Here is a 24,641-nt window from a genome sequence, read left to right as displayed (position 1 = left end):
CCGCTTTGGCCTCCTGCCCGGCAACGCTCGGGAGACTTGGGGGGAAGCGCTTTTGTTTGGGCTTCCCGCCGTCCTGGGGGACCGGGGGTTTCGCTGGGTCCAGGGGGTGAAGACGCCGCCTTACCGGTTGCGGGGGGGCAGGGTGGTGGAGACGGGTTGGCAAGGGTGGATGGGACGGGTGAGGAACTGGATAGAAACCCGCTTCAGCGTGATGGTGCGCTCTTTGGGGCTTCATCGGGTAGAGGCCAGGTCCTTCTGGGGTCTTTTGGCGCGGGTGAACCTCATCCGCAAGGTACGCTATCGCGTGACCTTAGCCCACAACCTCATCCGGAGCCGGATCCTTCTCAGGATGGCGGGGGTGGGGATTTGAGGTAGCACACGAAGGCATAGAATGAATCGCCAAACCTTAAGAGGGCCCAGAGGGTGCAATATACCCTTGACAAGATTATGCTCATATCCCACCCTATGGGGTATGGACTGCTGCGTGGACCGGAGAAAGGTGGTTCAGGGGTTGTCGGGGCTTGCCCTGGGGGGGCTTGGTTTGGCCCAGCGGGGGAGGAGGCGGCTTAAGCTTGCTTTTTGCTCCCAGCTCCTCTGCATCATTCCGTACGAGGTGGCGCAGCGGCGGGGCTATTTCGCGGAGGAAGGCCTCGAGGTGGAGCTCGTCTATGCCCGTGGGGGAGCGCAGGCGCTGCAGTTTCTGGTGGGCAAGGCCGTGGACTACGCCGCCACCAGTCTGGATGCCGCCTTACAGGCCTACCGGCAAGGGGCTCCCATCGTTCGCGTCCTTTCCACGGGAAGGCTTCCCCTTTTCGCCCTGGCTGCCGGGCCCAGGAGCGCTATCCGAAGTGTTGCTGACCTTCAGGGCAAGACCGTGGGCATCTCCGCCCTGGGCAACGCCGACCATGTGCTCCTGGTTTACCTCCTGAAGAAGGCTGGGGTAGACCCTAAGCGGGTCCAGTACGCTACCTTGGGCCCTAACCTCTACGAGGCGCTTCGGGCGGGGCACGTGGAGGCGGGGATGGTGCAGGAGCCTGCCCTTACCCTCCTTAAGGAAGCGGGGGGGAGGGAGATCGTGAACCTCATGGACCTTAAGCAGGCCCAGACGTATCTGGGTGGGCCGTACGAGTTCATGGGGGTGGCGGTGCGCCGGGAGGAGCGGGAGGCGCGCCTGGCAGAGATTAAGGCCTTGGGCCGCGCTTTGGAAAAGGCGCTTCGTTTCATCCATGCGGCGGATGCCCGCCTCATCGCCGACACCTTGCCCAAGGCCTTGATTGCGGGAGGGGATGAGGATAGGCTCAAGGCGGTCATCCAACGCTACCGCAAGGACCTTTACCCCACGAACGTGCGGATCGACCTCGAGGCGGCACGGAGGGTGGCGGAGAGCCAGGTGGAGGCGGGGCTTCTACCTCCCTCGTTCAGGGTGGAAAGCCTTTTAGACCTGGAGGTGGTGGGTGCTCCGGGTTAAGGGGCTTCGCTTGGGCTTTGGTCCCGTCCCTGTTCTGGAGGGTGTGGACTTGAGGGTGGAGAAGGGGGAGTTTGTTAGCCTGGTAGGGCCTTCGGGAAGCGGTAAGAGCACCCTTCTTCGGGCCATTGCCGGCCTTCTTCCTCCTGAAGCAGGGGAGGTGCAGCGGGACTTCGGCTTGGAGGAACTTGGCTTTCTCTTCCAAGAAGACGCCCTCTTGCCCTGGCGCACCGCCCGGGAGAACGTGGCCCTGGGGCTTAGGATCCGGGGCCTGCCCAAGGATAAAGCCCTTGGGGAGGCTGATGTGTGGCTTACCCGCCTGGGCCTTTCCGGGCTTGGAAACCGGTATCCCCATCAACTTTCCGGGGGGCAGAGAAAACGGGTGGCCCTGGCCCAAGTGCTGGCCATTAAACCGCGCCTCCTTCTCATGGACGAACCCTTAGCCAGCTTGGACGCCATCCTCCGAACCCAAGTGACCCGGGACCTCCTTAGCTTGGTGGAGGCCGAAGGTATCGCCGTTCTCCTGGTGACGCACGACCTCGAGGAAGCCATTTCCCTTTCCGACCGGATCTACCTCCTTTCCCGGGGTCCGAGGGCCCGCATCGTGCGGGAATACCCGGTTCCCTTTTCCCGGCCCCGGGACCCTGTGGGGGTGAGGACGGATCCCCGGTTTGGTCCTCTTTTGCGGCAGCTTTGGCAGGATTTGGAGGAGGTGTCCCCGTGCGTCGTGTCCTAGTGCTTTTCGGCCTCCTTCTACTTTGGGAGCTGTTCGCGGTTTTGGGTTGGGTTAACCCCCTCTACGCTCCCCCGCCCCACCAGGTGCTCCTCACCCTCGTGGAGCTTTTCCGCACGGGAGAGATCCTTCCCCACCTCCAGGCCACTTTCACCGCAGCCCTTCTGGGCCTTGGAGGCGGCATCCTGATCGGGGGCGTGTTGGGCCTGGTTGCGGCCTTCAGCCCGCTATTCTCGGATCTTTTGGAGCCCATCATGCTCCTTTTGAATGCCATCCCAAGGGTCGTCCTGGCTCCGCTTTTCGTCATCTGGCTTGGGATTGGCCTAGCTTCCAAGGTGGCCCTAAGCCTTATCCTGGTGGCCGTTCTCATCTTTTTCGCCGTCTATGGCGGGGTGAAGCAGGTGGACCCCCGGCTCTTGGAGCGGGTCCGCACTCTGGGCGGGGGAAGGGGTTGGCTTCTCCGGGAAGTTTATCTTCCCTCGCTAGCGGCCTGGGTGCTCTCCTCCTTGAAGGTGGCGGTGGGATTCGCCTTTACCGGGGCGGTGGTGGGCGAGTTTGTGGCCTCGAGCCGGGGCCTTGGCTACCTTCTCTCCTTCGCACAAAGCACCTACAACGCCCGGCTTTCCCTAGCCCTCATCAGCCTTATCGTGCTGTTTGTCCTTCTCCTCTTTTTCCTTTTCGGCAAGGCGGAGGACAGGGTTCTTCGCTGGAGGCCGAAGAACCAAGGAGGTTTCTGATGCGTGTGGCCTACGTTTTGGCAAGTCCTAGAGCGGCGAGCTACAAGCTCGGGCAGATGATCCTGCCCCAACTGGAGGCGGGGGTGCACGGGGTGGAGGTGGTGGGGATCTTCTTCTTTGACGACAACACTTTGGTTTTGCAGAAGGGGAACCCCATTGGCGAGCGCCTGGCCAAGGTGGCCAAGGAGAAAGGGATCCTCCTCATGATGTGTGACCTTTGCGCCTTGGAGCGGGGTTTAGCGGAGGGGGAGCCGAGGTGGTGCACCCCGGAGGGGGAGGGGCGCAAGGAGCCTGGGGAGTGCCGGGTGGCGGCCCACGTGGTGGAGGGGGTTACGGTGGGGTGCTTCCCGGACCTCTACCAGGCATTGGCGGGTAAGGTGGACCAGGTGATCACCCTTTAAAGGGTGTGTCCGTCAAAGGCGGAAGGCTTTCTGAGGACGGGACCGGCTTCCCTTCGCCACCAGGCGGTTCGGTTCGCTGGAATGGGTAGACTTGAGCCATGGGCCAAGCCAAGCCGATTGCCTTTCAGGCCGTTTTGCTGGTCCAGGGGGTAGCCTCCCCGCCCAAGGGGCCCGGCCACTTTCCCTCGGTGCAGGTTCTGGACCGGGTGTACTTGGTGCCGAGCAATAGCCTGTCCCCTAAGGCGCGGGCCAGTCTACCCGGGGTGCTGCAGGCCTTCTTGCGCCGGAACCCAGGCGGAGGCCCCCTTCCCGTCCTCCTTTATCCCCGGACGGAGGAGTGCCGCTTGGACCTAAGAAGGACCCTCCTCGCCAAGCTCTACACCACCGAGCCTCCGCCCTTATCGCCGGGGCGGTTTAGGGTGGTGGGGCTCCTGGTGGGTAAGGCGGGGGACAACCTAAAGGTGGAGGTGCGTCCTAACCAGGAGAAGGGGGCGCTTGGGGAGGCCTTCACCCTCTGCTTACGTCTAGACCCCCTTTTGGCGGGGACCCTTTTTCCTATCGGCCAGGTTCTGGAGCTAACGGGCCGGCTCGAGAAAGACCTGACCCTTGTGGTGGAGGAAGCCCTCGAGGTTTCGGGAAGTGGAGGGGCACCGGGCTAGAGGAGCCTACGCTCAAATCGGGGGCGGGACGTAAGGTGGCGGCGGGGTGCCTACCGGGGGGTAGCCTCGAGGGGTCGGACCAAAGGGACCCAGGCCCACGCCACGATCACTGTAAGGGGACTAGCAGGTGGAAGCTTCCGGCAGGGTAACCACACAGGTCCCAGCCCCGTTTGAAGGGCGAACATGCCCAACACCCCCGCCAGGTTCACAAAGCCCATAGCCTGGCCTGCTAGACCCATGGGCAAGCGCAGCTTTCCCCGGCAAGAACCGAGCCCCACATAGGCAGGCCCACGGCGGGCTTGTGCCCCGAGTATGTTCACCGGTAAACTTCCATTCACCCGGAGGTGGGCGATGAAGCGATGGCTCCTGGTTGTGGCCCTTTGCGGCGCGGCTTTGGCGCAAAAACCCCAGATTGTTATCGGCACAGGGGGCGTGGGCGGGGTGTACTTCTACTACGGCACGGCGGTGGCGGAGATCCTCAACAAGGCCGGCGTGGTGCAGGCCCAGGCCATGCAATCGGGTGGGTCCATGGAGAACCTCATGCTCCTGCGGGACCGCACCGACCCAGCCCGGAGCCTCTACTACTGCGGCACCGTGCTGCCCGATGCTGCCCTTCTGGCCTTTCAAGGGGAAGAGCGCTTCCAAGGAAAACCTGCTCCTGTACGCATCCTTTTCACCATGTACCCCAACTACTTCCACGTGGTGACCACGGAGGATAGCGGGATCCGGGTCCTCCAGGACCTCAAGGGAAAGCGCGTTTCCACCGAGGTGGCCGGGGGGATCATCGAGTACGAGGCTCGGGTCCTCATGTCCGCTGCCATTCCCGGCTTTGACCCGAAACTCCACTTTGGCAAATGGGAGCGGGTGCGGGTGGCGGAGGCGGCGCAGATGCTTTCCGAAGGGAACCTAGACGCCTTCTTCTGGTCCGGGGGGTTACCCACGGGGAGCATTTTGGAGCTTTCAGGGAGTCTGGCCCGCAAGGGAAAGCGCCTTTTCCTGGTTCCCCTTCCGCCGCAGAGCACCCCGGTGCAAGTGCTTCAGCGCCGCTTCCCCGGCGTGGTGGACACGGGGGTCATCTCCAAAAGCGTATACAATACTCGGTACGATACGCCCACCCTGACCTTCTGGAACCTCTTTGTCTGCCCGGCCAGCCTCCCCGAGGAAGTGGCCTACGGCATGGTCAAGGCGGTCTTGGAAAACCTCCCTGCCCTGCATGCCGCCGTGGCTCCCGCAAGGGATACCACCTTGGAGAATGCTGTCCGCTCTCGGGGCGGCAAGGTGCCCTACCACGAGGGGGCCGTGCGCTACTTCCGTGAAAAGGGGGTGTGGCGCTAGGGCATCCGGTAGGCCAGCCAGAGGGCCTCCATGGTGGAGAGGCGGGTTGAGGGGAGGGGTTCGTGGGGGGTTAGGTTGTGGACGCGGAGAAGGGGCCGCTCCCCCAAGTCTAGGATGGATAATCCGCAAGGGTGCACCTCGAGGGGGAGAAAGCCCGGTTGCCCGGTGAGGGCATAGGAAAGAAGGGCCCGGATGACCCCTCCGTGGGCCACCAGGAGCAGGGTGTCCCAGGGTCTTAGCAAGAGGCGTTCGTAGGCGGGGAGGACCCGGGCCAGGAAGTCCGCGTACCGCTCCCCGCCCAGAAACCGCTCCGAGAGGTCTTTGGGATGGAACGCTTCTCGAAAGGCCCTCTCTGGGTCCTCCAGTTCTCTGAGCCGTCCGGGCCGGATCTCTTGGAACTCGGGCCAAGCCTCCACGGGGACCTTCCGGCCTTTTAGGACGATGGCCAGGGTTTCCTCCGTGCGGGGGAGGCCCGTGTGGATGGCCAGGTCCAGGGGCGCCTGACGAAGGAGTGCGCTCACGGCTTCCGCCTGCCTCCTGCCCCTTTCCGTGAGCCCCACGCCCTGGGGAGACACGGGTTTCCCTTGGGGAAAGTAGTCCACCTCGCCGTGGCGCAGGAGGAAAAGCCGCCTCCTCATGGGTAACGCTCCAGGTACTTAGGGTTTGCCACCTTGAGCTTGCGCGCTACGTGGGCTTTCAGGAAGGCGAAGGTGCCGGGCGGGGCCTGGCCCTGACGGATCTGCTGGGCGAGCGTGGCTAGGAGGTCCGCCACCTCTCCTTCTTCGCCCAGGAGCGTAGCCAACGCTGCTGCCTCCTCTCCTTTAAGGGCCTCCCCTAAGGCCACCTCCCTTCGGGCCATACCCAAGGCGTTTAGCGCCACCAGGGTCTGGAAGCGGAGCCTGGGGTCCTCCAGGGCGGGAAGGACCTCCCGCTCTAAAAACTCCGCCACCGCTTCCAAAAGCTCGTCCAAATGAGGCCTATCCATGGCGTTCTAGAAGGTAAAGGATCTCGTATTCCATCTCTGCTGCCAATCTACCCAAAACGGCAAGCTCCACGCTCCGCTCCTCCCCCTTCAGGTGCCTGCGGGCCTGCTGGAGCGCCCCCAGGCCCCAGCGCACGTTCCCAAGGACCTCCCACCAGAAAAGTTCCTCTTCCCCGATGTCTTGGCCCGTGAGGGCGTTGTAGCGTTTCAGAAAAGGGCCCACCTCCCCCACCCCTCCAAGGCGCTTGGCGTCCTCGCCAAAGCGCCAAGCCCGCACCAGGGGCCAGGCCAAATCCTCCCGGGGGTCCCCCAGGTGGGCGAACTCCCAGTCCAGGACGGCCACAAGCCCCTCCTCGTCCATCAGTAGGTTGCCGATGCGGAAGTCCCCATGGACCAAGACAGGGGACCGCTCCGGGGGTGGGTGTTCCGCAAGCCACCGCAGGCCCCACTCCAAGGCGGGATGGGGCTCGTCGATGCTGTCCAGGTTTTGGTAGGCCGTTTCTAGGGCAGAGCGCCAAGCGGGGGATGCGGGTGCGGGGAGGAAGGAAACCTTTTCCAGGGGGATGGCGTGGATCTTGGCCAGCTCCTCCGCCATGGCTTCGGGAAGCCGCTCCCGGGCCCTGGAGTACTCCGGCCGCCGCACCACCCGGGCCCCGATGGACTCTCCCTCCAAGCGGCGCATGAGGAAGGCTTCCCGGCCCTCGAGGTCGGGGAAGTAGGCCAAGGGTTCCGGAACCCGCACCCCCTGGGCCTGGGCCAGTTGCAGGATGCGGAACTCCGTGGCCAGGCTGAGGGTGCCCCGGTAGATGACCCCGCCCCCCGCCCGGCGCAGGAAAAGGGGGTGGACGGTTTCCCCCACACGGTAATCCACGGCCCAGGCTTCCTTGGAGGCTCCCCCTGGGAGGCGGTGCAAGCGGACCACCTCCCCGGGTCCGAAAATGGCCCCCAGCTCCGATTCCAGCGCTTCCTTCATGGCCTAAGCCCCTTGTAAAGGGCCCGCTTACCCACGGAGGCGCGGTGGACCTCGCTGGGCCCGTCGTAGATGCGGAAGGGGCGGACCTCCCGGTAGAAGATAGATAGGGGGATGTCCTCGCTGATCCCTAGGGCCCCGGCGATCTGCACCGCGCGGTCCACGGCTCGGCTCACCGCCTCGGAGACGAAGACTTTGGCCATGGAGGCCTCGTGGCGGATGCGTTCACCCCGGTCCAGCTTCCAGGCGGCGTGCCACACCATGAGCCGTGCGGCGTGAAGCTCTATGTGGCTGTCGGCGATCATGAACTGGACGCCTTGATGTTCGGCGAGCTTCCTGCCAAAGGATTCCCGCCTCAAGGCGTAATCTTGCGCAAGCTCGGTGGCCCGCACCCCCACGCCGAGCCAGCGCATGCAGTGGGTGAGCCGGGCGGGGTCCAGGCGGAGCTCGGCGTATTCAAAGCCCTTGCCCGCCTCGCCCAATATGGCATCTTCCCCCACCTCGCATCCCTCCAGGAGCAGCTCCCCGTGCCCCCCCACGGACCAGTGGTCCATCGTGGGAATGGTGCGCACCAGCTTGAGCCCGGGGTTTTCCCGGTCCACCAAAAAGAGGGTGGGCCCCTCCTCCGCCCGGGCCAAAACCAGGAAGAAGGCCGCCCCCTCGGCCCCGGTGGTGAACCACTTGCGCCCTTCCAGGACAAAGCCCTTGCCATGGCGCCGGGCCGTGGCCTTGAGGAGGGTGGGGTCCGCTCCCGCCCCCATGGGCTCGGTCATGGCGAAGCCGCTTCGCACCTCCCCGGCCACCAGGGGTTCAAGGTAGCGCTTTTTCTGCTCAGGGTTGGCCACCTTGTGCAGGAGGTGCATGTTGCCCTCGTCGGGGGCGGCGGCGTTGAGCGCCCTGGGACCCAAGAGGCTTCTTCCCGCTTCCTCCAGGACCACCGCAAGCTGGGTCCAGGAAAGCCCCAAGCCGCCCAGCTCCTTCGGCATGTGGGGCAGGAAAACCCCCCACTCCCTCGCCTCCTGCTGCAACGCTTTGGTTAGGGCCTCAAGGTTAGCCGGCGTCGCCTCCCTCTCCCGGGGGATGACCCGCTCCTCCAGGAAAGCCCGTACCCGCTCCCTTAACGCCTCCGTCTCCCGGTCCACTAAAAAGTCCATCCCGCACCTCCTTCGGCGCAAAGTGTTTGGTGAGGAAGCGGTAGAAGCGGCGGATCATCCGCTCCTGCCGCTCGATGCTGGAGAGCACCTCCCCCGTTTTGCGCCACATGGCCCAAAGGTCCTCGTCCGAGAGGGGAATTTCCTCCCGGCGCCAGTCCTGCCGATACGTGCCATCGGGGTGAAAGATGGCTTTCTTGAGGGCCATGATGTTACGTATCTCTTCCAGGGTAAATCCCAGTTGGTTGAGGTCCTGAATATCCTGAATCAGGTACAGGGCGAATTCCGTGTAGAGCTTCCGTCCCCCTTGGGTGAGGGCCCCCGGCTCCAAAAGGCCGAGCTGGGCGTAGTGCTGCAGGATGCGCCGTGAAACCCCACTAGCGCGGGCAAGGTCGCTCAAGGTGTAAAGCGAAGGGATCGTTGGGGGCATGGTGGCAGTTTAGCACAAAGCACAGGCAAAATAAACACGAATGTACACCCTTGACATTTCTCGTTCAAAACCCTATAGTGGCCCCAAAGCGCGGAGGGAAAGATGGCGGCCTATTGGGAGCCGGAGCTGGAAACCATGCCGCGGCAAGACCTGGAGGCGTTGCAGCTAGAGCGCCTGCGGCAACAGGTGGAGCGCCTTGGCCGAGAAAGCCTCTTCTTCCGTGAGAAATGGGCCGGGGTTCCCTTAGAGATCCGCCACCTGGAGGACCTTACCCGCTTTCCCCTGGTCACCAAACAGGAACTTCGGGAAGAGCAACGCCTCCACCCCCCCTTGGGGCGCTACGTGTTGGCGTCCCGAGCGGCCTGGCGGGAGTACCACCCCAGTAGCGGCACCACCGGCTTCCCGGTGGGCACGGTTTGGAGCGAAAGGGACGTGGAGAACATCACGCAAGTGACGGCGAGGACGCTTTTCGCGTACGGGTTGCGGCCGGGGGACACGCTGCTTAACGGCTTTAGTTATGGGCTTTGGGTTGCGGGAATGGCTGTCCACTACGCTGCCCGGTCCCTGGGCCTTTTCGTGCTGCCGGTGGGGGCCGGGCAAACGGAACGCCACCTGGAGCTGTTATTCCGTTTTCGGCCCCAAGCCCTTACCGCCACGCCGTCCTTTGGGCTCTATCTGGCCGAGGTTCTGAAGGAACGCGGGTTGGAGAGCCCCTTGCGCATAGGCGCCTTTGGAGGGGAGGCGGGAACGGAAAACCCCGCGACCCGCAATCGGCTGGAGCAGGGCCTTGGCCTAAGGGCCTACGACTACTACGGCCTGGCGGAGATGGGCCCCACCTTTGCCGGAGAGTGCGAGTTCCAAGCCGGGCTTCACTTCGCCGAGGACCACTACCTGGTGGAGGTGGTGGATCCCGAAACGAAAGAGCCCGTGCCCGAGGGGGAGGTGGGGGTGCTGGTCCTCACCCACCTCACCCGCGAGGCCACTCCTCTGGTGCGCTACTACACGGGAGACCTGGCCCGCATCACCAAAGAGCGCTGCGCTTGCGGCCGCACGCACCTGCGGGCCTTAGGGGGCATCCTGGGCCGGGCGGACGACCTCGTGGTCTACCGGGGGGCGAAGTTCTATCCCGGCCAGGTGGAGGAGGTGGTGCGGCGCTTCCCCGAGCTCTCCAGCGAGTACCGGATAGAGGTCTACGAGGTGGACGGGGTGGCCAAGGAAGTGACGGTGGTGGTGGAGTTGTCCCATCCCCAGGACATAGGCGAAGGCTTCGTCGAGAGGATTCGCCAACGCCTAAAGGAGGCGCTCGGGGTGACTCCATGGGTGCGCCTCGAGGCCCCGGGTACTTTGGAACGCACGGCCTTTAAGGCCAAGCGGGTGGTGCGGCATGCCGGGGCTTGAGGGGCTTCCGGTGCTGGTGGTGGGGGCTACCCGGGGGATAGGTCTTGCGGTGGCCGAGGAGCTCGTCCGGCGCGGCGCCAGGCTGGGCGTCACGGGGAGGGATCCAAAACGGGTGCAGGGGGTGGCGGAGCGGCTCGGGGCTTGGGGGATGGCGGTGGATGTGCGGGAGCGGGAGGTGCTGCAAGAGGCCGTGGACCGCTTTGCCGAGGAGGTGGGCCTTTATGGCCTGGTGTACAACGCCGGCACCAGCCCCGCCTTCACCCGTGCCGACCGGTTGCCCTTGGAGGTGTGGGACGAGGTGCTCGCCGTTAACCTCACCGGGGCCTTTGTGGCAGCCCGGGCCTTCGCCGGGGCGCTTACGGGTCCAGGGAGCCTGGTGCTGGTGGGTTCGGTCCTGGGCTTTCGGGGCGGGGCCCGCCTGGCCGCCTACACGGCCTCCAAGGCGGGGCTTTGGGGGCTCGCCCGCTCCCTGGCCTTGGACTGGGCGGAGCGGGGCATCCGGGTCAACCTGGTGGCCCCGGGTTGGACGGAAACGGAGATGACGGAGGGCCTACGGAACCACCCTCAGCTTGGATCCGCCATCCTGCGGGAGATTCCCCTAGGGCGCATGGCCCACCCCAAGGAGGTGGCGAGAATGGTGGCGTTTCTCCTGGAGCCGGAGAACGCTTACCTGACAGGCGGCGTCTACGCCGTGGATGGCGGCGTGGGAGCAAGGTAGGAGGTGTCTATGAAGGCGTGGCGGTGGATTGGGATGTTGGCGTTGGCGGTTGGCGTAGCGTGGGCTCAGGGACAGCAGCCCATCAAGATCGGGGCGCTTTTCATCCTGAGCGGCAACTTTGCGGGCTACGGCAAGTCGGGTTCGCAAGGGGCGCAGCTGGCGGTGGACGAGATCAACGCCCGGGGAGGTGTGCTGGGCCGTCCCTTGCAGCTCATCGTGGTGGACGACCAAGGGAACCCGGAGGTGGGGGTGCGGGAAGCCCGCCGGCTCATCCTGCAGGAGAAGGTGGACTTCCTGTTTGGCATTGACTCCAGCTCGGTTTCCCTTGCGGTGGCCCCTCTTACCGATGAGTACAAGATTCCCTTGGTGGTCACCCATGCGGCGACCCCCACCCTCACGGAGCAGTGCCGGCCTTACGTCTTCCGCACCTCCAACAACGCCCGCATGGACGCCTATGCCGCCGCGGCCCTGGCGGCCACCCTACCGGTGAAGCGCTGGGCGAATATCGGACCCGATTACGAGTTTGGCCGGGTTTCCTGGCAGGATTTCATCACCCGGCTGAAGCAGCTGCGTCCGGACGTGGAGGTGGTGAGCGAGCAGTGGCCTCGCTTTGGCTCCACGGACTACGCAAGCTTCATCACCGCGCTCATGCGGGCCCGGCCAGAAGGGGTCTTCTCCACCCTTTGGGCGGGGGATATGGTGATCTTTGCGCGCCAGGCCAAAGCTTTTGGCTTCTTCAACCAGGTGCGCTACTTTGTGAACCCCGTGGGGGCGGCCCTGGAGGTCCTGGGGCCCTTGGGTAAGGAGGCGCCGGAGGGCCTTCTGGTTTCGGCCCGTTACTGGTTCCTGTACCCGAATACCGAGCGGAACCGGGCCTTTGTGGAGGCGTACCGCAAGCGCTTTAACGAGTACCCCAGCTACAACGCCGAGGAGGCCTACGCCGGGATGCACATGCTGGCCCTGGCCATCCAGAAGGCCCGCTCCACCCAGGCGGAGGCGGTGCGGCGGGCCTTTGAGGCCGACGGGGGGCTCGCCTACGATGCGCCCGAAGGGCGCAAGCGCATGCGTCCAGAGGACCACCAGGTCTTCGAGGGGCTTGTCTGGGGCTACACCAAACACACCCCCGAGTATCCCTTCGCCATTCTGGACCGCATGCGCATCGTTCCGGCCACGGACACGGTGTACCCCACGCAGTGCAAGCGGTAGGGTATGGAACTGGGCTTTTACCTCCTCCAGCTCCTTACCGGGATGGCCTACGCCAGCACCCTCTTCCTCCTTGCCGTGGGGCTTTCCCTCATCTTTGGGGCCATGGGCATTGTGAACTTCGCCCATGGCTCCTTTTACATGCTTGGGGCGTATTTGCTTTACGCCTTCGCCCGCGGCCAGGCGGACGGCTTTTGGCAGGGGCTTTTGCTCGTGGGGGCGGCGGGGGTGGTGATCGGGGCCATGGTGGAGCGCCTTTTCATCCGGCCCATCTACCGCAGGCCGGAGGAGTACCAGATCCTCCTCACCTACGCCCTCCTCCTGATCCTCGAGGACCTCGTGCGCTTCGCTTTTGGGGCCGCTTACCGCTCCTTCCCCCTGCCCCCCGCCTTCGCCTCGCCCCTCTTTCTCCTGGGTACCCCCTTTCCCAGCTACTACCTCTTCCTGGTGGGCCTGGCCGCCCTGGTGGCCCTCCTCCTATGGCTCTTCCTGCAACGGACCCGGCTGGGTGTATGGGTGCGGGCGGCCACCCAGGACCGGGAGATGCTGGAGGCCTTGGGGGTCAACGTTCCCCTGCTCTACACCTCGGTCTTTGCCGGAGGGATCGCCCTTGCCGCCTTGGGGGGAGCGGTCCTCCTCCCCCTCCAGGCCGCCACCCCAGGTATGGCGGTGGATGCGGTGATCCAGGCCTTCATCGTGGTGGTGATCGGGGGACTGGGTAGCGTGTGGGGTGCCCTCTTGGGGGCCGTGCTCCTAGGGCTGATCCAGGCCTTTGGCATCCTCTGGCTCCCGGAGATGGCCATGGTCTTTCCCTTCGCCCTGATGGCCTTGGTCTTGCTGCTTCGCCCCTGGGGCCTTCTGGGGCGTCCACCGGCGGTGCGGACATGAGGCTGCTCGTCCTCTTCCTCCTCTTGGCGGTTATGGGTCCGGTCCTCTCGGAGTACGGGCTAAAGCTGGCCAGCGAAGCCCTTATCCTGGGACTTTACGCCATGGCCTTCAACCTCCTTTTCCACCAGGCAGGCCTCCTCTCCTTCGGTCAGGCGGCCTTTTTCGGGATCGGCGCTTACACCATGGCCCTCCTGGTGAGCCGTGCGGGGTGGCCCTTCCTTCTTACCCTTCCCGTGGCCCTTTTGGCCTCAGGCCTGGCGGCGGCCCTAATCGGGTTTTTGAGCCTGCGCCTGACCCGCATCTACTTCACCATGCTCACCCTGGCCTTCGCCCAACTGCTCTACGCTGTGGCCCACAAGTGGTATGCCTTCACCGGGGGGGACAACGGGATCACCGACCTGCGGCCCCACGGGGTTTTGGGGGAGAGCCTCCCCTTCTACTACCTGACCCTCGCCGCCTTCGCCCTGGGGGTGGGCTTTCTCGGCCTTTTGGCGCGGTCGCCCTTCGGTTACGCCCTCCGGGGCTTAAGGGACAACCGGGCCCGTGCTGAGGCGGTGGGCATCGCGGGGTTCGGCCACCTCCTCCTGGCCTTTGTGCTTTCCGGCCTTCTGTCCGGGCTGGCGGGGGCGCTCCAAGGGGCGTTGCAGCGCTCGGTTTTCCCCGAGTACCTCTTCTGGACCCGCTCGGCGGAAGCCATCCTGGCCACCATCCTTGGGGGGAGCGGGGTCTTCCTGGGGCCTGCCGTGGGGGCTACGGCCTTTCTCGTCCTTCGGGTTTTGGTCCAAGCGCAAACGGAGTACTGGCCCTTTTTTCTAGGGGTGGTCCTCCTCCTTACCGTGCTCTTCTTCCCCAAGGGGCTTGCCGGGGTGGGGGAGAAGGTGGCGCAGAGGCTTTGGGGCGTGCGTCATGGCGCTGCTCAGGGTTGAGAAGGTGTACAAGTCCTTCCAAGGGTTCCTGGCCTTGAGCGGGGTTTCCTTGGAGGTGCGGGCCAAGGCCTTTCATGCGCTGGTGGGGCCTAACGGGGCGGGGAAGACCACCCTCTTCAACGTGATCACCGGGCGCTTGGTGCCGGACCAAGGGAGGGTGTTCTTCCGAGACCGCGAGATCACGGGCTGGCCCACGCCCAAGGTAGCCCGGCTGGGCATCGCCGTCGCCTTTCAGCGGGCGCAACCGTTCCCTTCCATGACGGTGTTGGAGGCGGTGGTCCTGGCCCGGCTGGGGTACACAGGACAGACCTTCCGGCTCCTAAGGCCCTTGTCCAGCTTCCCCGAAGCCCAGGCCAAGGCGCAGGCGGCCTTGGCCAAGGTGGGCCTCGAGGCGCATGCCGGCCGCCGGGTGGCCGAGTTGCCCTTGGGGGACCTCAAACGGCTGGACGTGGCCATGGCCTTGGTGGCCGAGCCCGAGATCCTCCTTCTGGACGAGCCCTTGGCCGGGCTTTCCCGTGCGGAGCGCCGGCGCATGGTGGACTTTATCGGGGACCTCTTGCGGCGGGAAGGCGTGACGCTTCTCTTTACGGAACACGACACGGAGGCCGTGTTAGCCCTGGCGGATCGGGTGACCGTGCTTCACCAGGGCCAGATGCTGGCGGAGGGGACCCCCGAGGAGATCCGACGGGATGCGGCGGTGCGCGCCGCCTTTCTGGGAGGAGGCGCATGAGCTTGGTGGTGGAGGCATTGCGGGCAGGTTACGGGGAGCTCCCTGTGCTCCACGGGGTGAGCTTGCGGGTGGAAGAGGGGGAGGTGGTGGCCCTCCTGGGGCGAAACGGCGCCGGTAAGACCACCCTGATCAAGGCGGTCATGGGCCTTGTGCGCCGCTTCTCTGGGCGGCTCTCCTACCGGGGCCACGACTTTACAGACTGGCCGCCCTACAAACGGGCCCAGCTCGGGCTGGGCTATGTTCCCGACGACCGCCGGATCTTCCCCGAACTCACGGTTAGGGAAAACCTCCTGGTGGCCGCTCGGCCCGGCCCTTGGAACCTAGAGCGGGTCTTTGACCTCCTTCCCCGGCTGGCGGAGATCCAAAACCGCCGGGGAGGGCTCCTTTCCGGGGGCGAGCAGCAGATGCTCACCCTCGCCCGCACCCTCTTGACCAATCCCAAGCTCCTCCTCTTGGACGAGCCCACGGAGGGCCTTGCGCCCCTCATCGTGGAGGAGATCGCCCGCTTGGTCCTGGCCCTGAAGGCCGAGGGCATGCCCGTCCTATTGGCGGAGCAGAACCTCCGCTTCACGGGAAGGGTGGCGGACCGGGCCTACGTTTTGGAAACGGGCGAGGTGCGCTTGGAGGGCCGGATGGCGGACCTGGTCCGAAGCGACGAGGTTATGGCCCTCCTGTCCCTCTAGCCCAAGGGTAGCTTTTAGCGGGGGTTGGGCGTGAGGAGCCGGGCGAGGAGGGGCACGAGGAGAAAGAGCAGAAACACCCGAACCATGTGGAAAAGCCCCACCAGTCCCGCGTCCCCTCCCTCGGCCCGGCTCAAGGGGCCCATGCCGGTGATGCCGCCGGGGGAAAGGGCGAAGAAAAGGGTATGGGGGCTCACGCCCAGAAGGCGAGCGTAGACCAAAGCCAGGGCCAAGGCCAGGGCCAGAAAGCCTAGGGCTGCCAGGGCCGCCCAGGGCAGGAGCCACCCCTGGAGGAGTTCCCTGCGGAAGCTAAGCCCGACAGCCACCCCAGCCAGGAGTTGGGCTACCAGGTCCAAACCCGCTGGCGCGGGCGCGGGAGCTAGGGAGAGGGCCTGGTAAAGGCCGGCGCCCAACATGGCTCCCACCACCGCTCCCCCGGGGAGGCCTAAGCGGTGAAAGGCCATTCCCACGAGGAGTCCGAGGAGGAGAGGACGCATGAGCTCCATGCCTTGGGTATATCCCCAAGGGAGGGCACCGGGCAAGGCCGGATTTACGGCCCCTCTTGCGGAACAGGCTCCCCTATGGGTTTGTGCCCTCGGAAACGAGCGGGAAAAAAACGAAACGGCCTTGCCCGGGAGGGAAGGTTGGCGTATAGTCCCCTTGTAAGCGTAACCGAGGAGGTGAGGGCGATGCGCAAATGGACGGTGTGGTTCTTGGTTCTGTTGGGTGCTTGGGTTTTGGGGCAGCAGTCCCGGCCGGCCTCCGATCCCCAGGTGGTGGAGGCGGCCCGCAAGGAAGGGCGGCTCATCATCTACTCGTCCACAGACCAGGCGAGCGCTCAGGCCCTGCTGGACGATTTCCGCCGTTTGTACCCTTTCATTCAGATTGAGTACAATGACTTAGGGACCCAGGCCATTTACGACCGCTTCGTGAGTGAAACGGCGGCTGGGGCACGGAGCGCCGACCTCCTTTGGTCCAGCGCCATGGAGCTCCAGGTGAAGCTGGCGAGCGAGGGTTACGCCTTGCCCTACGACTCCCCGGAGGCCAAGAACTGGCCGGCCAACAGCCGCCTGGAGAACCTGGCTTACGGCACCACCCTCGAGCCGGCAGTGGTGGTTTACAATCGCCGCTTCCTCAAACCGGAGGAGGTGCCTACCACCCGCGAGGGCCTAGCTCGCCTGCTGCAGGAGCCTCGGATGCGTGGGCGCGTGGCCACCTGGGACCCCGAGCGGAGCGCCGTGGGCTTCACCATCCTCAAGGCGGATTATGACCAGTATCCTGCCTTCCAAAACCTGGTTCGCGCCTTTGGCCGCGCCCAGGCCTCCCTCTATTCCTCCACCGGGGCGGCCTTTGAAAAGGTCATCTCCGGGGAGCACTACATGGCTTACGGCTTCTTCGGCTCCTACGCCCTGTTGCGGCAGCGCACGGTGAAGGACCTTGGCATCGTCTACCTGACGGACGGCACCGTGGCCATCCAGCGGGTGGCCTTCATCAACAAGCAGGCGGCCCACCCTAACGCCGCCAAGCTCTTCCTGGACTATCTCCTTTCCTTGCGGGGCCAGAACCTTATGGCCTACACCGCCTTGATCTTCGCCCGCAGGGAAACGGTGGTGGGGGAGGCCACGCCCCAGGCCCTCTACAAGGCGGTAGGGGGCAAGGACAAGGTGTACGCCATCCCCGTGTCCCGGGAGATCCTGAAGAACCTGGACCCGCAGGAGCGCCTGCGCTTCCTCACCTTCTGGCGCCAGGCCATCCGGGGCCAGTAGGGAGGCGGGATGGCGCCCGTGCGGGGCACCCTGTCCGGGGAAGCGGGGCGGTGGGCACTTCCCCTTCTCGTGGGGGTGGTGGGGCTTTTGGTCCTGGCGCCTTTAGGGATCCTCGCCTACCAGAGCTTCCTTACCGCCCCCTTCTTCGCCCCGATCAAGCGGGTGGGCCTCGAGGCCTACCGCTACATCCTCCACGACCCGTACTTCTTTGAGGCGCTCAAGAACTCCCTCGTCATCGGGCTCGGGATGGTGGGGGTAGCCGTGCCCTTAGGAAGCCTCTTCGCCTTCTTGGTGACCAAGACGGACCTTCCCTTCGCCCGCCTCTTTGAGCTCCTCCTCCTCGCCCCGATTTTCATCTCCCCCATCATCCTCGGCATCGGCTTCATCGTGGCCTTCGGCCCCTCGGGCCTGGTTTCGGGCCTGGTGGAGGGCATTTTGGGCCGGGTGCCTTGGACCATCTACACCCTGCCCGCCATCGCCGTCATCGCCGGGCTGACCCACGTGCCCTACGTCTACCTTTACGTGGCCAGCACCATCCAGAACGTGGACGCCTCCTTGGAGGAGGCGGCCCGGGTGGCGGGAGCGAAGCCCTTCTGGGTTGCCCTAAGCGTCACCCTCCCCTTGGTGCGCCCCGCCTTGGTCTATAGCGCCGCCCTCATGCTTCTTTTAGGCTTTGAGCTTTTCGGCCTCCCCCTGGTCCTGGGGGACGCCAAGGGGATCATGGTCATCACCACGTACCTGTACCGCCTCACCGCCATCACCGGCACCTCCGCTTACCATCTGATGGCGGCGGTGAGCGTGGCCATCGTCCTCATCGCTTGGGGCCTGGTCCTTTTGCAACGCTACCTGGTGGGGCGCATGGAGGGGCGGTACGTGGCCATCGGGGCCCGGGGGTACCGCACGGAGCGGCTTCCCCTCGGGCGCTTGCGGTACCTCTGGGCCTTCTTCCTGGCCCTCTACCTCCTCGTGGCCGTGGTTTTGCCGGTGCTAGGGGTGGTTTTCCGCAGCCTGGTTTCCAGCTGGGGCCCAGGGGTGGACCTCAAGGAGGCATTCACTCTGGGCCACTACGTGGAGGTCTTTGGGCTTCCCAACCTGAGCCGGGCGGTGACGAACACCCTGGTGGTGGCGGCCCTGGGTGGCATTGTGGCCCTGGTTTTCTACCTCCTCATCGCCCTGGGGATCCAGCGGGGCAAGGGGTATGGCCGGGTGCTGGACTATTTGGCGGGCCTCCCCCGGGCGGTGCCGGGTTTGGTCATGGGGCTGGCCTTCCTCTGGCTCTTCCTTTTCCTAAAGCCCATCGCCCCCCTGCGCAACACGCTTTTCGCCCTGGTCCTGGCCTACACCGTGGTCTGGATGCCCTACGGGGTCCGCCTCCTCACCGCCGCCCTCCTCCAGGTGGGGCGGGAGGTGGAGGAGGCGGCCCGCATCGCCGGGGCCTCGGCGGTGAGGGCCTTCCTCCACGGGACGCTCCCGCTTTTGCGGGGGGGGATCCTCACCGCCTGGTTTCTGCTCTTCATCCAGTTCGTGCGGGAGTACTCCACGGGCGTCTACCTCCTGACGGCGGGCACGGAGGTCCTGGGGGCGCAGATCGTGGCCCTCTGGGGAACGGGGGCGGTGGACGTGATCGCCGCCTTGGCCACCCTGCAGGTGATCATCGTGAGCGCCGTCTTCCTCCTGGCCAACCGCCTCGGGGTCCGGCCCCAAGGCTTGTAGAGGTGAAGCGTGACGGGAAAGGGATCGCTCAACCCGCATAGCCCTGGAACGAGCCCCAAGGAGGCTTCTTTAGCGGTGGAGGCCCTGGAGGTGCGCCTGGGGGAGAACCTGGTCCTCCAGGGGGTGGACCTCACCGTCCCCCCGGGGGAGGTGGTGGCCCTCCTGGGCCCTTCGGGCTCGGGCAAGACCACCCTGCTCCGGGCGGTGGCGGGCCTGGTGCGGCCCACGGGAGGGCGGATCGCCTTGGGGGAGGAGGTGTTTTTTGACGGGGCGAAGGGGGTCTTCCTCCCCCCAGAACGGCGGAACCTGGGCCTCGTCTTCCAGTCCTACGCCCTATGGCCCCACCGCACCGTGTACGAGAACGTGGCCTACGGGTTGCGGCTGAGGCGGGTGCCGGAGAAGGAGGTGAGGGAGCGGGTGCTCTCCCTCCTGGATCGGCTGGGCCTTGCGGGTTTGGAAGGCCGCTACCCCGGGGCCCTTTCCGGGGGGCAGCAGCAGCGGGTGTCCTTGGCCCGGGCCTTGGCCTACGACCCCAAGCTCCTCCTCCTGGACGAGCCCCTTTCCAACCTGGACGCCAAGCTCAGGGACCAGGCCCGGGTCTGGCTCCGGGAAACCCTCAAGGCCACGGGCAAGGCCGCCCTCTTCGTCACCCACGACCAGGCGGAGGCCATGGCCATGGCCGACCGCATCGCTCTGCTCAACGAGGGCCGGATTGAGCAGGTGGGCACCCCCGAGGAGCTCTACCGGAACCCGAAGACCCTTTTCGTGGCGGATTTCCTCGGGAACCCCAACGTGGTGGAGGCCTTGGTGGTGGCCTTGGAGGAGGGTCTGGTCCGGCTGGAGCTTGCCGGGTTCTCTGTACGGGCCAGGGCCATGGGGTCCTTGGCCCCTGGGAGGCTGGCCAAGCTGGTCCTCCGGCCTGAGGTCCTGCGGGTGGCGGGGGTAGGGGAGGTGAACGCCCTGGAGGGGGAACGGGTGCACAGCCTTTACCTGGGGGCGCACTACGAGGAGTGGGTCCGGGTGGGGGAGGCCCTGCTCAGGCTGGTGAGCCCCACCCCGCTTTCCGGCTCCCGGGTGCGCCTCGCCTTTGACCCGGAGAGCGCCCTGGCCTACCCCGGCCCGTAGGTCGGATAATGCCCTCGTGATCCGCGCCCTTTTGGCGCCCTTCGTGGTTTTGGTCCTGGGATTAGGGTTCCTCGAGGCCATCCGGGCCAACGACTACCTGGGCCAAGCTCTCCTGACCGAGGCCCGGAGGGTGGCGGGGGCGGTGGCGTCGGGTGGCCCCCTTCCCCTCCTGGGGGTTCGCCTGACGACCCGTCCCGAAAGCCCCTTGCCCCTTCTCGGGGAAAAGGCGGAGGGGGTGGAGGTGCGCCCAAGGGGGCTTCGGGCCTGGGTGAGCTGGCCCATGAGTTCTGGGGCTTTGGAGGTGGCGCGGGGCTACCCGCTTTACTTGCCCGCTTGGGGGCTCGGCTTCCTTTTGGCCTTCCTTTCGCTCCTTTGGGCTAGGGCGCGGGTTCATGGGGTTCTGCGCCGCGCCTTCGGGTGGTCTTGGAAAGAGGCGCAAAAGCGGCTTGTCGCTTTGGAAGCGGCCGTGGCCGCTTTGGAGGAGGGTGTGGTTGTGGTGCGAGGGGAAAACGTTGTCCTACTTAATCCCCGCGCCCGGGACCTTTTGGGCCTTGCCCCGGAAGCCCTCACGCCCCTATCCCTGCGGAGGATCTGGCCCGCCATGGCCGAGGCTACAACGCTCTCCTCTGGAGAAGAGGCTTTGCCTCTTCCCACGGGCCGGCCCGCCCGGGTGCGGGTACGCAGGGTGGGGGAGCACCGGGTGGTGGTCTTCCAGGACCAACGGGAGCTATTGCGCCTGGCGGAAAACCTCACGCAAAGCCGCCGCCATTTGGACCTCCTCCGCGCCCAGGCCCATGAGTTCCACAACCTGCTCCATGTCCTGGCTGGGCTTTTGGAGCTTGGGCGGGTGGAGGAGGCCTTGCGCCTCATCCAGAGCGAGGCGGAGGCGGAAGCCGAGCTGGAGGCGGTGCTTTCCCGGGTGGAGGTGCCCCTTGTTGCTGCCCTGCTTTTGGGTAAGCGCCGCAGGGCGCATGAGCTTGGGGTGGTGTTGACCTTGGAAGGGGGGCTTCCCGCCCGTTACGCGCCCCTTTCGGACGTGCTCGTGTCAGCGATGGGACACCTGGTGGACAACGCCCTGGAAGCCGCCGGGCCTGGGGGTGCGGTTCGGGTCTCTTTCCTGGAGGAGGAAGGGGGCTTGCGCGTGGAGGTGTGGGATAACGGTCCGGGGCTTCCCCTAGGGACAGAGGCTCTTTTCCTTCCTGGAGCGAGCGGGCGGGGGACAGGGCGGGGTTACGGCCTGGCCCTAGCCCGGGCCCAGGTGCGGGGGGCGGGGGGAGAGATGGGGTTTCGCCGGGAGGAGGGCTGGACGGTGTTCTGGATCGTTCTGGGCGAGCCATGGAACGGGCGCTCATCGTAGAGGACGATCCGCGGGTGGCTGCCCTGCACCGGGCCTTTTTGGAGGCGGAGGGTTTTGAGGCGATCGTGGCCTCGAGCCTGGCCGAGGCCTTGGAGGCGCTGGAGCCGGAGCCTCACCTGGTGCTTCTGGACCTGTATCTCCCCGATGGGCACGGACTGGACCTCCTTCCTGCCCTCGAGGGGAGCTACGTCATCGTCATCACCGCCGCCAAGGATGCGCCCACCGTGGAGCGGGCCCTCCTCGGCGGGGCCATGGACTACCTGGTGAAGCCCTTTGGGCGAAGCCGCTTCCAGGAGGCCCTGGGCCGCTACCGGGCCTTCCGGGCGCTACGGGGCAAGAAGGAGGTGTCCCAAGCGGACCTGGACCGCCTCCTGGCCCGGGGCAGGGGGCCCAAGGGCCTAGACCCCCTAACCCAAGACCGCGTCCTGGGCCTCTTCCGCCACCGCGCCTTTCTGACGGTGGAGGAGGTGGCCGCTTCCTTGGGGCTTTCCCGCGTCACTGCCTGGCGCTACCTGGAGGGGTTGCGGCGCCAGGGGCTTTTGCAGGCGGAGCAGGTCCGCGGGAGCGCCGGGAGGCCCACGAGGCGGTACCGCCTCGTGGGCCCGGACGCTTAGGCCCCGCCGCGGAGCCTTTCCCGGTACCAGAAAGCGCTTCGCTTGGGAATCCGCCTTTGCGTGGGGAAGTCCACGTAGAGGAGGCCGAAGCGCTTGGTGTAGCCGTGGGCCCACTCAAAGTTGTCCAGGAGGCTCCAGACGAAGTAGCCCTGAAGGGGAGCCCCTTCGGCCCTAGCCCGAAGCGCCGCCTCCAGGTGGGCTTCCAGGTACGCCACCCGCTCGGGGTCCTCCACCACTTCTTCCCCCGCCCAAAGGTCGGGGTAGGCGGCCCCGTTTTCCGTCACGTAAAGGGGCCAAGGGGTTTCCCGGGCCAGGCGCTTTAGGAGGAGGTACAGCCCTTCGGGGTAGACTTCCCAGCCCATGGCGGTGGTGGGCTTCTCTGGGGGGAGGTAGCGCACGGGGTATACGCCTTCCCCCGGCGCCACGCGGGCGCGGGTGTAGTAATTCACCCCGAGGAAGTCCAAGGGTTGGGCGATGCGCTCCAGGTCCCTGGGGTAGATGGGGACCTGAGGGCTAGGGGTGAAGGGGCTTTCGGGATAGCCCCGGCCCAGGAGGGGGTCCAGGAAGAAGCGGTTGTGGTAGCGGTCCGCCCGGTCCACCGCCTCCGCGTCCTCCCCCTCCACCCAGGTGAAGTTGAGGACGATCCCCACCCGCTTGGCCCCCGCCCCCCGCAGGGCCTCCACCCCGAGCCCGTGGGCCAGGAGGAGGTGGTGGGCGGCCCTGAGGGCCGCCTCCGGGTTCCTCAGGCCCGGGGCGTGCTCCCCGGTGAGGTGGCCGAGGAAGGCGCTGCACCAAGGCTCGTTGAGCGTGGCGAAGAAGGGGACGCGGTCTTTGAAGGCCTTCCCCACCAAGGCGGCGTACTCCGCAAAGGCGAAGGCGGTTTCCCGGCTCCGCCACCCGCCCCGCTCCTCCAGGGCCAAGGGCAGGTCCCAGTGGTAAAGGGTGAGGAAGGGGGTGATCCCCGCCTCCAAAAGGCCGTCCACGAGGCGGTCGTAGAAGGCGAGGCCCTTGGGGTTGATGCGGCCCTTTCCCTCTGGGAGGATGCGGGGCCAGGCCACCGAGAAGCGGTAGGCCGTTAAGCCCAGCCACCGCATCCACGCCAGGTCCTCCCGCCAAAGGCGATAGTGTTGGCAGGCGGGCTCGCCCGAACTCCCATCCCGAATGGCGCCGGGACGCCGCGCGAAGGCGTCCCAGATGGAGGGCCCCCGACCGTCCTCCTGCGTGGCCCCTTCGATCTGGTAGGCGCTGGTGGCTGCCCCGAAAAGAAAGGTTTCCCTGTCCACACGCTCCTCCTATCCCTTGACCGCGCCGGCGGTGAGGCCCTGGATGAGCCAGCGCTGCACCAAGAAGAAGAGGAAGAGGACCGGCAGCGTGGCCACCGTGGCCGCGGCCATCACCAGGTCGTAGCGGTTTTGGAAGTTGCCCACGAAGTTGCGGATGCCCACGGGAATGGTGGCGGTGGCCTCGGTGGTGAGGATCTGGGCGAAGAGGAGCTCGTCCCAGGCGGTGAGGAAGATGTAGACGGCGGTGGCGGCGATGCCCGGCAGGGCCAGGGGCAGGATCACCCGGTAGAAGGCCTGGAAGGGGGTGGCCCCGTCCACCATGGCCGCTTCCTCCAGCTCCTTGGGGATGGAGGCGAAGAAGCCCCGCAGGATCCAGATGCTCATGGGAACGAAGAAGGCGGTATAGGTGAGGACCAAACCCGTGTAACTCCCCACCAGCCTCACCTCGAGGCCCAGCGCCTCCCGCACCCAGTTCTGGAAGGCGATGTACATGATGTAAATGGGAATCAAGAAGAGAATGCCCGGGATCACCTGGGTGAGCAAAACGCTCCCGGCGAAAAGCTCCGCCCCGGGGAAGCGGAAGCGGGCCAGGGCGTAGCCCGCCAGGATGGCCACCCCCAGGGCGAAGAGGGTGGTGAGGCCGCAGATGAGAAGGGAGTTTTTGAGGTACTGGAAAAAGGGGAGCGCCCGCCAGATCTCCAGGTAGTTCCCCCATTGGGGCACCTTGGGAAAGAGGCTTCCCGTGGCGGCTTCCAGTTGGGTCATCAGGGAAGTGTTCACCATCCAAAGGATGGGGAAAAGCTGCCCGAAAAGCCCCAGGACCAAAACGCCCCAAGCGCCCCATGCCAGCCAACGTTCTTCCCGCATCGTTCACCTCGCCTTCAGGTCCTCGCGGAAGACCCGGTACCAAAAGAGGATGAGCACCAGGGTCAAGAGCATGTAAAGGGTGCTGGCGGCGGCCCCCAGGCCGAAGTTCCACATGCCGAAGGTGTTCCGGAACAGGTTGGTCATGAGGAGGTCCCCCCACTCCCCCGGGTACCCGGCGCCGTGGCCGAACATCATGTAGACGATGTTGAAGCTGTAAAGGGTGCCGAGAAGGCCGTAGAGGAGCAGAATGGCGGTGACGGGCCGGAGCAAGGGCCAGGTGATGTGCCGAAAGCGCTGCCAGGGGGTGGCCCCGTCCACCTTGGCCGCCTCGTAAAGCTCCTGGGGTACGGTCTGGAGGGCCGCCAGGTAGGTAACCATGACGAAAGGCCAGCTCCGCCACACCGTGGGGAGGACGATGGCCACGAAGGTGAGAGGACCGATGAGCCAGTGGGGCTGGTCGTGTCAAGAGTTATGTGTAAGAGTCTGTGTACGGGGGGCATACCGCTCCTG

The 24,641-nt window shown here is 65.7% G+C and carries 27 protein-coding genes and 1 pseudogene; 19 read left to right on the top strand and 9 right to left on the bottom strand.

What is annotated here, in order from left to right:
• The 7 genes and pseudogenes from L0D17_RS10675 to L0D17_RS10645 all read left to right on the top strand — a co-directional run.
• Positions 1-370 (top strand): annotated as a pseudogene (locus L0D17_RS10675) (transposase); the annotation flags it as partial.
• Positions 371-484: 114 nt separating this feature from the next.
• The gene (locus L0D17_RS10670) at positions 485-1,468 is read left to right on the top strand and encodes an ABC transporter substrate-binding protein (RefSeq protein WP_243095162.1); all 984 of its coding nucleotides are present in this window, start codon (positions 485-487) and stop codon (positions 1,466-1,468) included.
• Positions 1,455-2,201 (top strand): ABC transporter ATP-binding protein, encoded by a 747-nt coding sequence (locus L0D17_RS10665; protein WP_243095160.1) that lies wholly within the window; start codon positions 1,455-1,457, stop codon positions 2,199-2,201. Before L0D17_RS10670 ends, L0D17_RS10665 begins: the two co-directional genes overlap by 14 nt.
• Positions 2,186-2,935, top strand: a complete 750-nt coding sequence (locus tag L0D17_RS10660; protein WP_243095158.1) for an ABC transporter permease — start codon at positions 2,186-2,188, stop codon at positions 2,933-2,935. Before L0D17_RS10665 ends, L0D17_RS10660 begins: the two co-directional genes overlap by 16 nt.
• Positions 2,935-3,336, top strand: coding sequence for a SaoD/DsrE family protein (locus tag L0D17_RS10655; RefSeq protein ID WP_243095157.1), 402 nt, complete (start codon positions 2,935-2,937; stop codon positions 3,334-3,336). Before L0D17_RS10660 ends, L0D17_RS10655 begins: the two co-directional genes overlap by 1 nt.
• A gap of 98 nt (positions 3,337-3,434) precedes the next feature.
• Positions 3,435-3,995, top strand: coding sequence for a hypothetical protein (locus L0D17_RS10650; RefSeq protein WP_243095155.1), 561 nt, complete (start codon positions 3,435-3,437; stop codon positions 3,993-3,995).
• 351 nt (positions 3,996-4,346) lie between these two features.
• Positions 4,347-5,330, top strand: a complete 984-nt coding sequence (locus L0D17_RS10645; protein ID WP_243095153.1) for a TAXI family TRAP transporter solute-binding subunit — start codon at positions 4,347-4,349, stop codon at positions 5,328-5,330.
• On the opposite strand, the gene L0D17_RS10640 is transcribed toward L0D17_RS10645, so the two are convergent.
• From L0D17_RS10640 to L0D17_RS10620, 5 genes are read right to left on the bottom strand one after another with little or no spacing between them, the layout of a single operon-like run.
• Positions 5,327-5,968: a histidine phosphatase family protein gene (locus L0D17_RS10640; protein WP_243095151.1), complete on the bottom strand. Its 642-nt coding sequence runs from the start codon at positions 5,966-5,968 to the stop codon at positions 5,327-5,329. The genes L0D17_RS10645 and L0D17_RS10640 overlap by 4 nt on opposite strands.
• Positions 5,965-6,315 (bottom strand): DUF6285 domain-containing protein, encoded by a 351-nt coding sequence (locus L0D17_RS10635; RefSeq protein WP_243095149.1) that lies wholly within the window; start codon positions 6,313-6,315, stop codon positions 5,965-5,967. Before L0D17_RS10635 ends, L0D17_RS10640 begins: the two co-directional genes overlap by 4 nt.
• Positions 6,308-7,285 carry a phosphotransferase family protein gene (locus tag L0D17_RS10630; RefSeq protein ID WP_243095148.1) on the bottom strand — a complete coding sequence of 326 codons (978 nt, stop codon included), beginning with the start codon at positions 7,283-7,285 and terminating at the stop codon, positions 6,308-6,310. Before L0D17_RS10630 ends, L0D17_RS10635 begins: the two co-directional genes overlap by 8 nt.
• Positions 7,282-8,436: an acyl-CoA dehydrogenase family protein gene (locus L0D17_RS10625; RefSeq protein ID WP_243095147.1), complete on the bottom strand. Its 1,155-nt coding sequence runs from the start codon at positions 8,434-8,436 to the stop codon at positions 7,282-7,284. Before L0D17_RS10625 ends, L0D17_RS10630 begins: the two co-directional genes overlap by 4 nt.
• A complete protein-coding gene (locus L0D17_RS10620) occupies positions 8,333-8,863 on the bottom strand; it encodes a MerR family transcriptional regulator (protein ID WP_243095146.1) in 531 nt (176 codons plus the stop codon). The genes L0D17_RS10625 and L0D17_RS10620 overlap by 104 nt, the downstream gene beginning before the upstream one ends.
• Before the next feature lie 102 nt (positions 8,864-8,965).
• On the opposite strand from L0D17_RS10620, the gene L0D17_RS10615 reads away from it, so the two are divergent.
• The 7 genes from L0D17_RS10615 to L0D17_RS10585 are packed head-to-tail and all read left to right on the top strand — an operon-like array spanning position 8,966 to position 15,409.
• Complete coding sequence (locus tag L0D17_RS10615; RefSeq protein WP_243095145.1) at positions 8,966-10,261, top strand: phenylacetate--CoA ligase family protein; 1,296 nt, start codon at positions 8,966-8,968, stop codon at positions 10,259-10,261.
• Complete coding sequence (locus L0D17_RS10610; RefSeq protein ID WP_243095143.1) at positions 10,248-10,979, top strand: SDR family NAD(P)-dependent oxidoreductase; 732 nt, start codon at positions 10,248-10,250, stop codon at positions 10,977-10,979. Before L0D17_RS10615 ends, L0D17_RS10610 begins: the two co-directional genes overlap by 14 nt.
• Before the next feature lie 9 nt (positions 10,980-10,988).
• On the top strand, positions 10,989-12,185 hold the full coding sequence (locus tag L0D17_RS10605; protein ID WP_243095141.1) for an ABC transporter substrate-binding protein: 1,197 nt from the start codon (positions 10,989-10,991) through the stop codon (positions 12,183-12,185).
• A gap of 3 nt (positions 12,186-12,188) precedes the next feature.
• Positions 12,189-13,070 (top strand): branched-chain amino acid ABC transporter permease, encoded by an 882-nt coding sequence (locus L0D17_RS10600; protein ID WP_243095139.1) that lies wholly within the window; start codon positions 12,189-12,191, stop codon positions 13,068-13,070.
• Complete coding sequence (locus L0D17_RS10595) at positions 13,067-13,996, top strand: branched-chain amino acid ABC transporter permease (RefSeq protein ID WP_243095137.1); 930 nt, start codon at positions 13,067-13,069, stop codon at positions 13,994-13,996. Before L0D17_RS10600 ends, L0D17_RS10595 begins: the two co-directional genes overlap by 4 nt.
• Positions 13,977-14,726, top strand: coding sequence for an ABC transporter ATP-binding protein (locus tag L0D17_RS10590; protein WP_243095135.1), 750 nt, complete (start codon positions 13,977-13,979; stop codon positions 14,724-14,726). The genes L0D17_RS10595 and L0D17_RS10590 overlap by 20 nt, the downstream gene beginning before the upstream one ends.
• Positions 14,723-15,409, top strand: coding sequence for an ABC transporter ATP-binding protein (locus tag L0D17_RS10585; protein ID WP_243095133.1), 687 nt, complete (start codon positions 14,723-14,725; stop codon positions 15,407-15,409). The genes L0D17_RS10590 and L0D17_RS10585 overlap by 4 nt, the downstream gene beginning before the upstream one ends.
• A gap of 14 nt (positions 15,410-15,423) precedes the next feature.
• Here L0D17_RS10585 and L0D17_RS10580 read toward each other — a convergent pair whose 3' ends face one another.
• Positions 15,424-15,948, bottom strand: a complete 525-nt coding sequence (locus L0D17_RS10580; RefSeq protein WP_279231742.1) for an AbrB family transcriptional regulator — start codon at positions 15,946-15,948, stop codon at positions 15,424-15,426.
• A 147-nt stretch (positions 15,949-16,095) separates the two neighbouring features.
• On the opposite strand from L0D17_RS10580, the gene L0D17_RS10575 reads away from it, so the two are divergent.
• The 5 genes from L0D17_RS10575 to L0D17_RS13630 are packed head-to-tail and all read left to right on the top strand — an operon-like array spanning position 16,096 to position 21,981.
• Entirely contained in the window at positions 16,096-17,172 is a 1,077-nt protein-coding gene (locus L0D17_RS10575) for an ABC transporter substrate-binding protein (protein WP_243095129.1), read from the top strand.
• 9 nt (positions 17,173-17,181) lie between these two features.
• Entirely contained in the window at positions 17,182-18,885 is a 1,704-nt protein-coding gene (locus tag L0D17_RS10570) for an ABC transporter permease (protein WP_243095127.1), read from the top strand.
• Positions 18,886-18,894: 9 nt separating this feature from the next.
• Entirely contained in the window at positions 18,895-20,010 is a 1,116-nt protein-coding gene (locus L0D17_RS10565; protein ID WP_243095125.1) for an ABC transporter ATP-binding protein, read from the top strand.
• A 16-nt stretch (positions 20,011-20,026) separates the two neighbouring features.
• Positions 20,027-21,367 (top strand): sensor histidine kinase, encoded by a 1,341-nt coding sequence (locus L0D17_RS13810; RefSeq protein WP_243095123.1) that lies wholly within the window; start codon positions 20,027-20,029, stop codon positions 21,365-21,367.
• On the top strand, positions 21,346-21,981 hold the full coding sequence (locus L0D17_RS13630; RefSeq protein WP_279231741.1) for a response regulator: 636 nt from the start codon (positions 21,346-21,348) through the stop codon (positions 21,979-21,981). The genes L0D17_RS13810 and L0D17_RS13630 overlap by 22 nt, the downstream gene beginning before the upstream one ends.
• Here the strand turns inward: L0D17_RS13630 and L0D17_RS10545 are convergent.
• Genes L0D17_RS10545 through L0D17_RS10535 form a run of 3 tightly spaced genes read right to left on the bottom strand, consistent with a single transcriptional unit; the run spans position 21,978 to position 24,554 of the window.
• Entirely contained in the window at positions 21,978-23,264 is a 1,287-nt protein-coding gene (locus L0D17_RS10545) for a GH1 family beta-glucosidase (protein ID WP_243095121.1), read from the bottom strand. The genes L0D17_RS13630 and L0D17_RS10545 overlap by 4 nt on opposite strands.
• Before the next feature lie 9 nt (positions 23,265-23,273).
• Entirely contained in the window at positions 23,274-24,131 is an 858-nt protein-coding gene (locus L0D17_RS10540) for a carbohydrate ABC transporter permease (protein WP_152607417.1), read from the bottom strand.
• A gap of 3 nt (positions 24,132-24,134) precedes the next feature.
• Positions 24,135-24,554, bottom strand: coding sequence for a carbohydrate ABC transporter permease (locus tag L0D17_RS10535; protein WP_243095115.1), 420 nt, complete (start codon positions 24,552-24,554; stop codon positions 24,135-24,137).
• Between the last annotated feature and the right edge of the window lie 87 nt (positions 24,555-24,641).

Source organism: Thermus thalpophilus, from assembly GCF_022760915.1.
Taxonomy (GTDB): Bacteria; Deinococcota; Deinococci; order Deinococcales; family Thermaceae; genus Thermus; species Thermus thalpophilus.
Note: the sequence above shows the minus strand (reverse complement) of the source record. Positions and strands in the feature narration are given on the sequence as shown.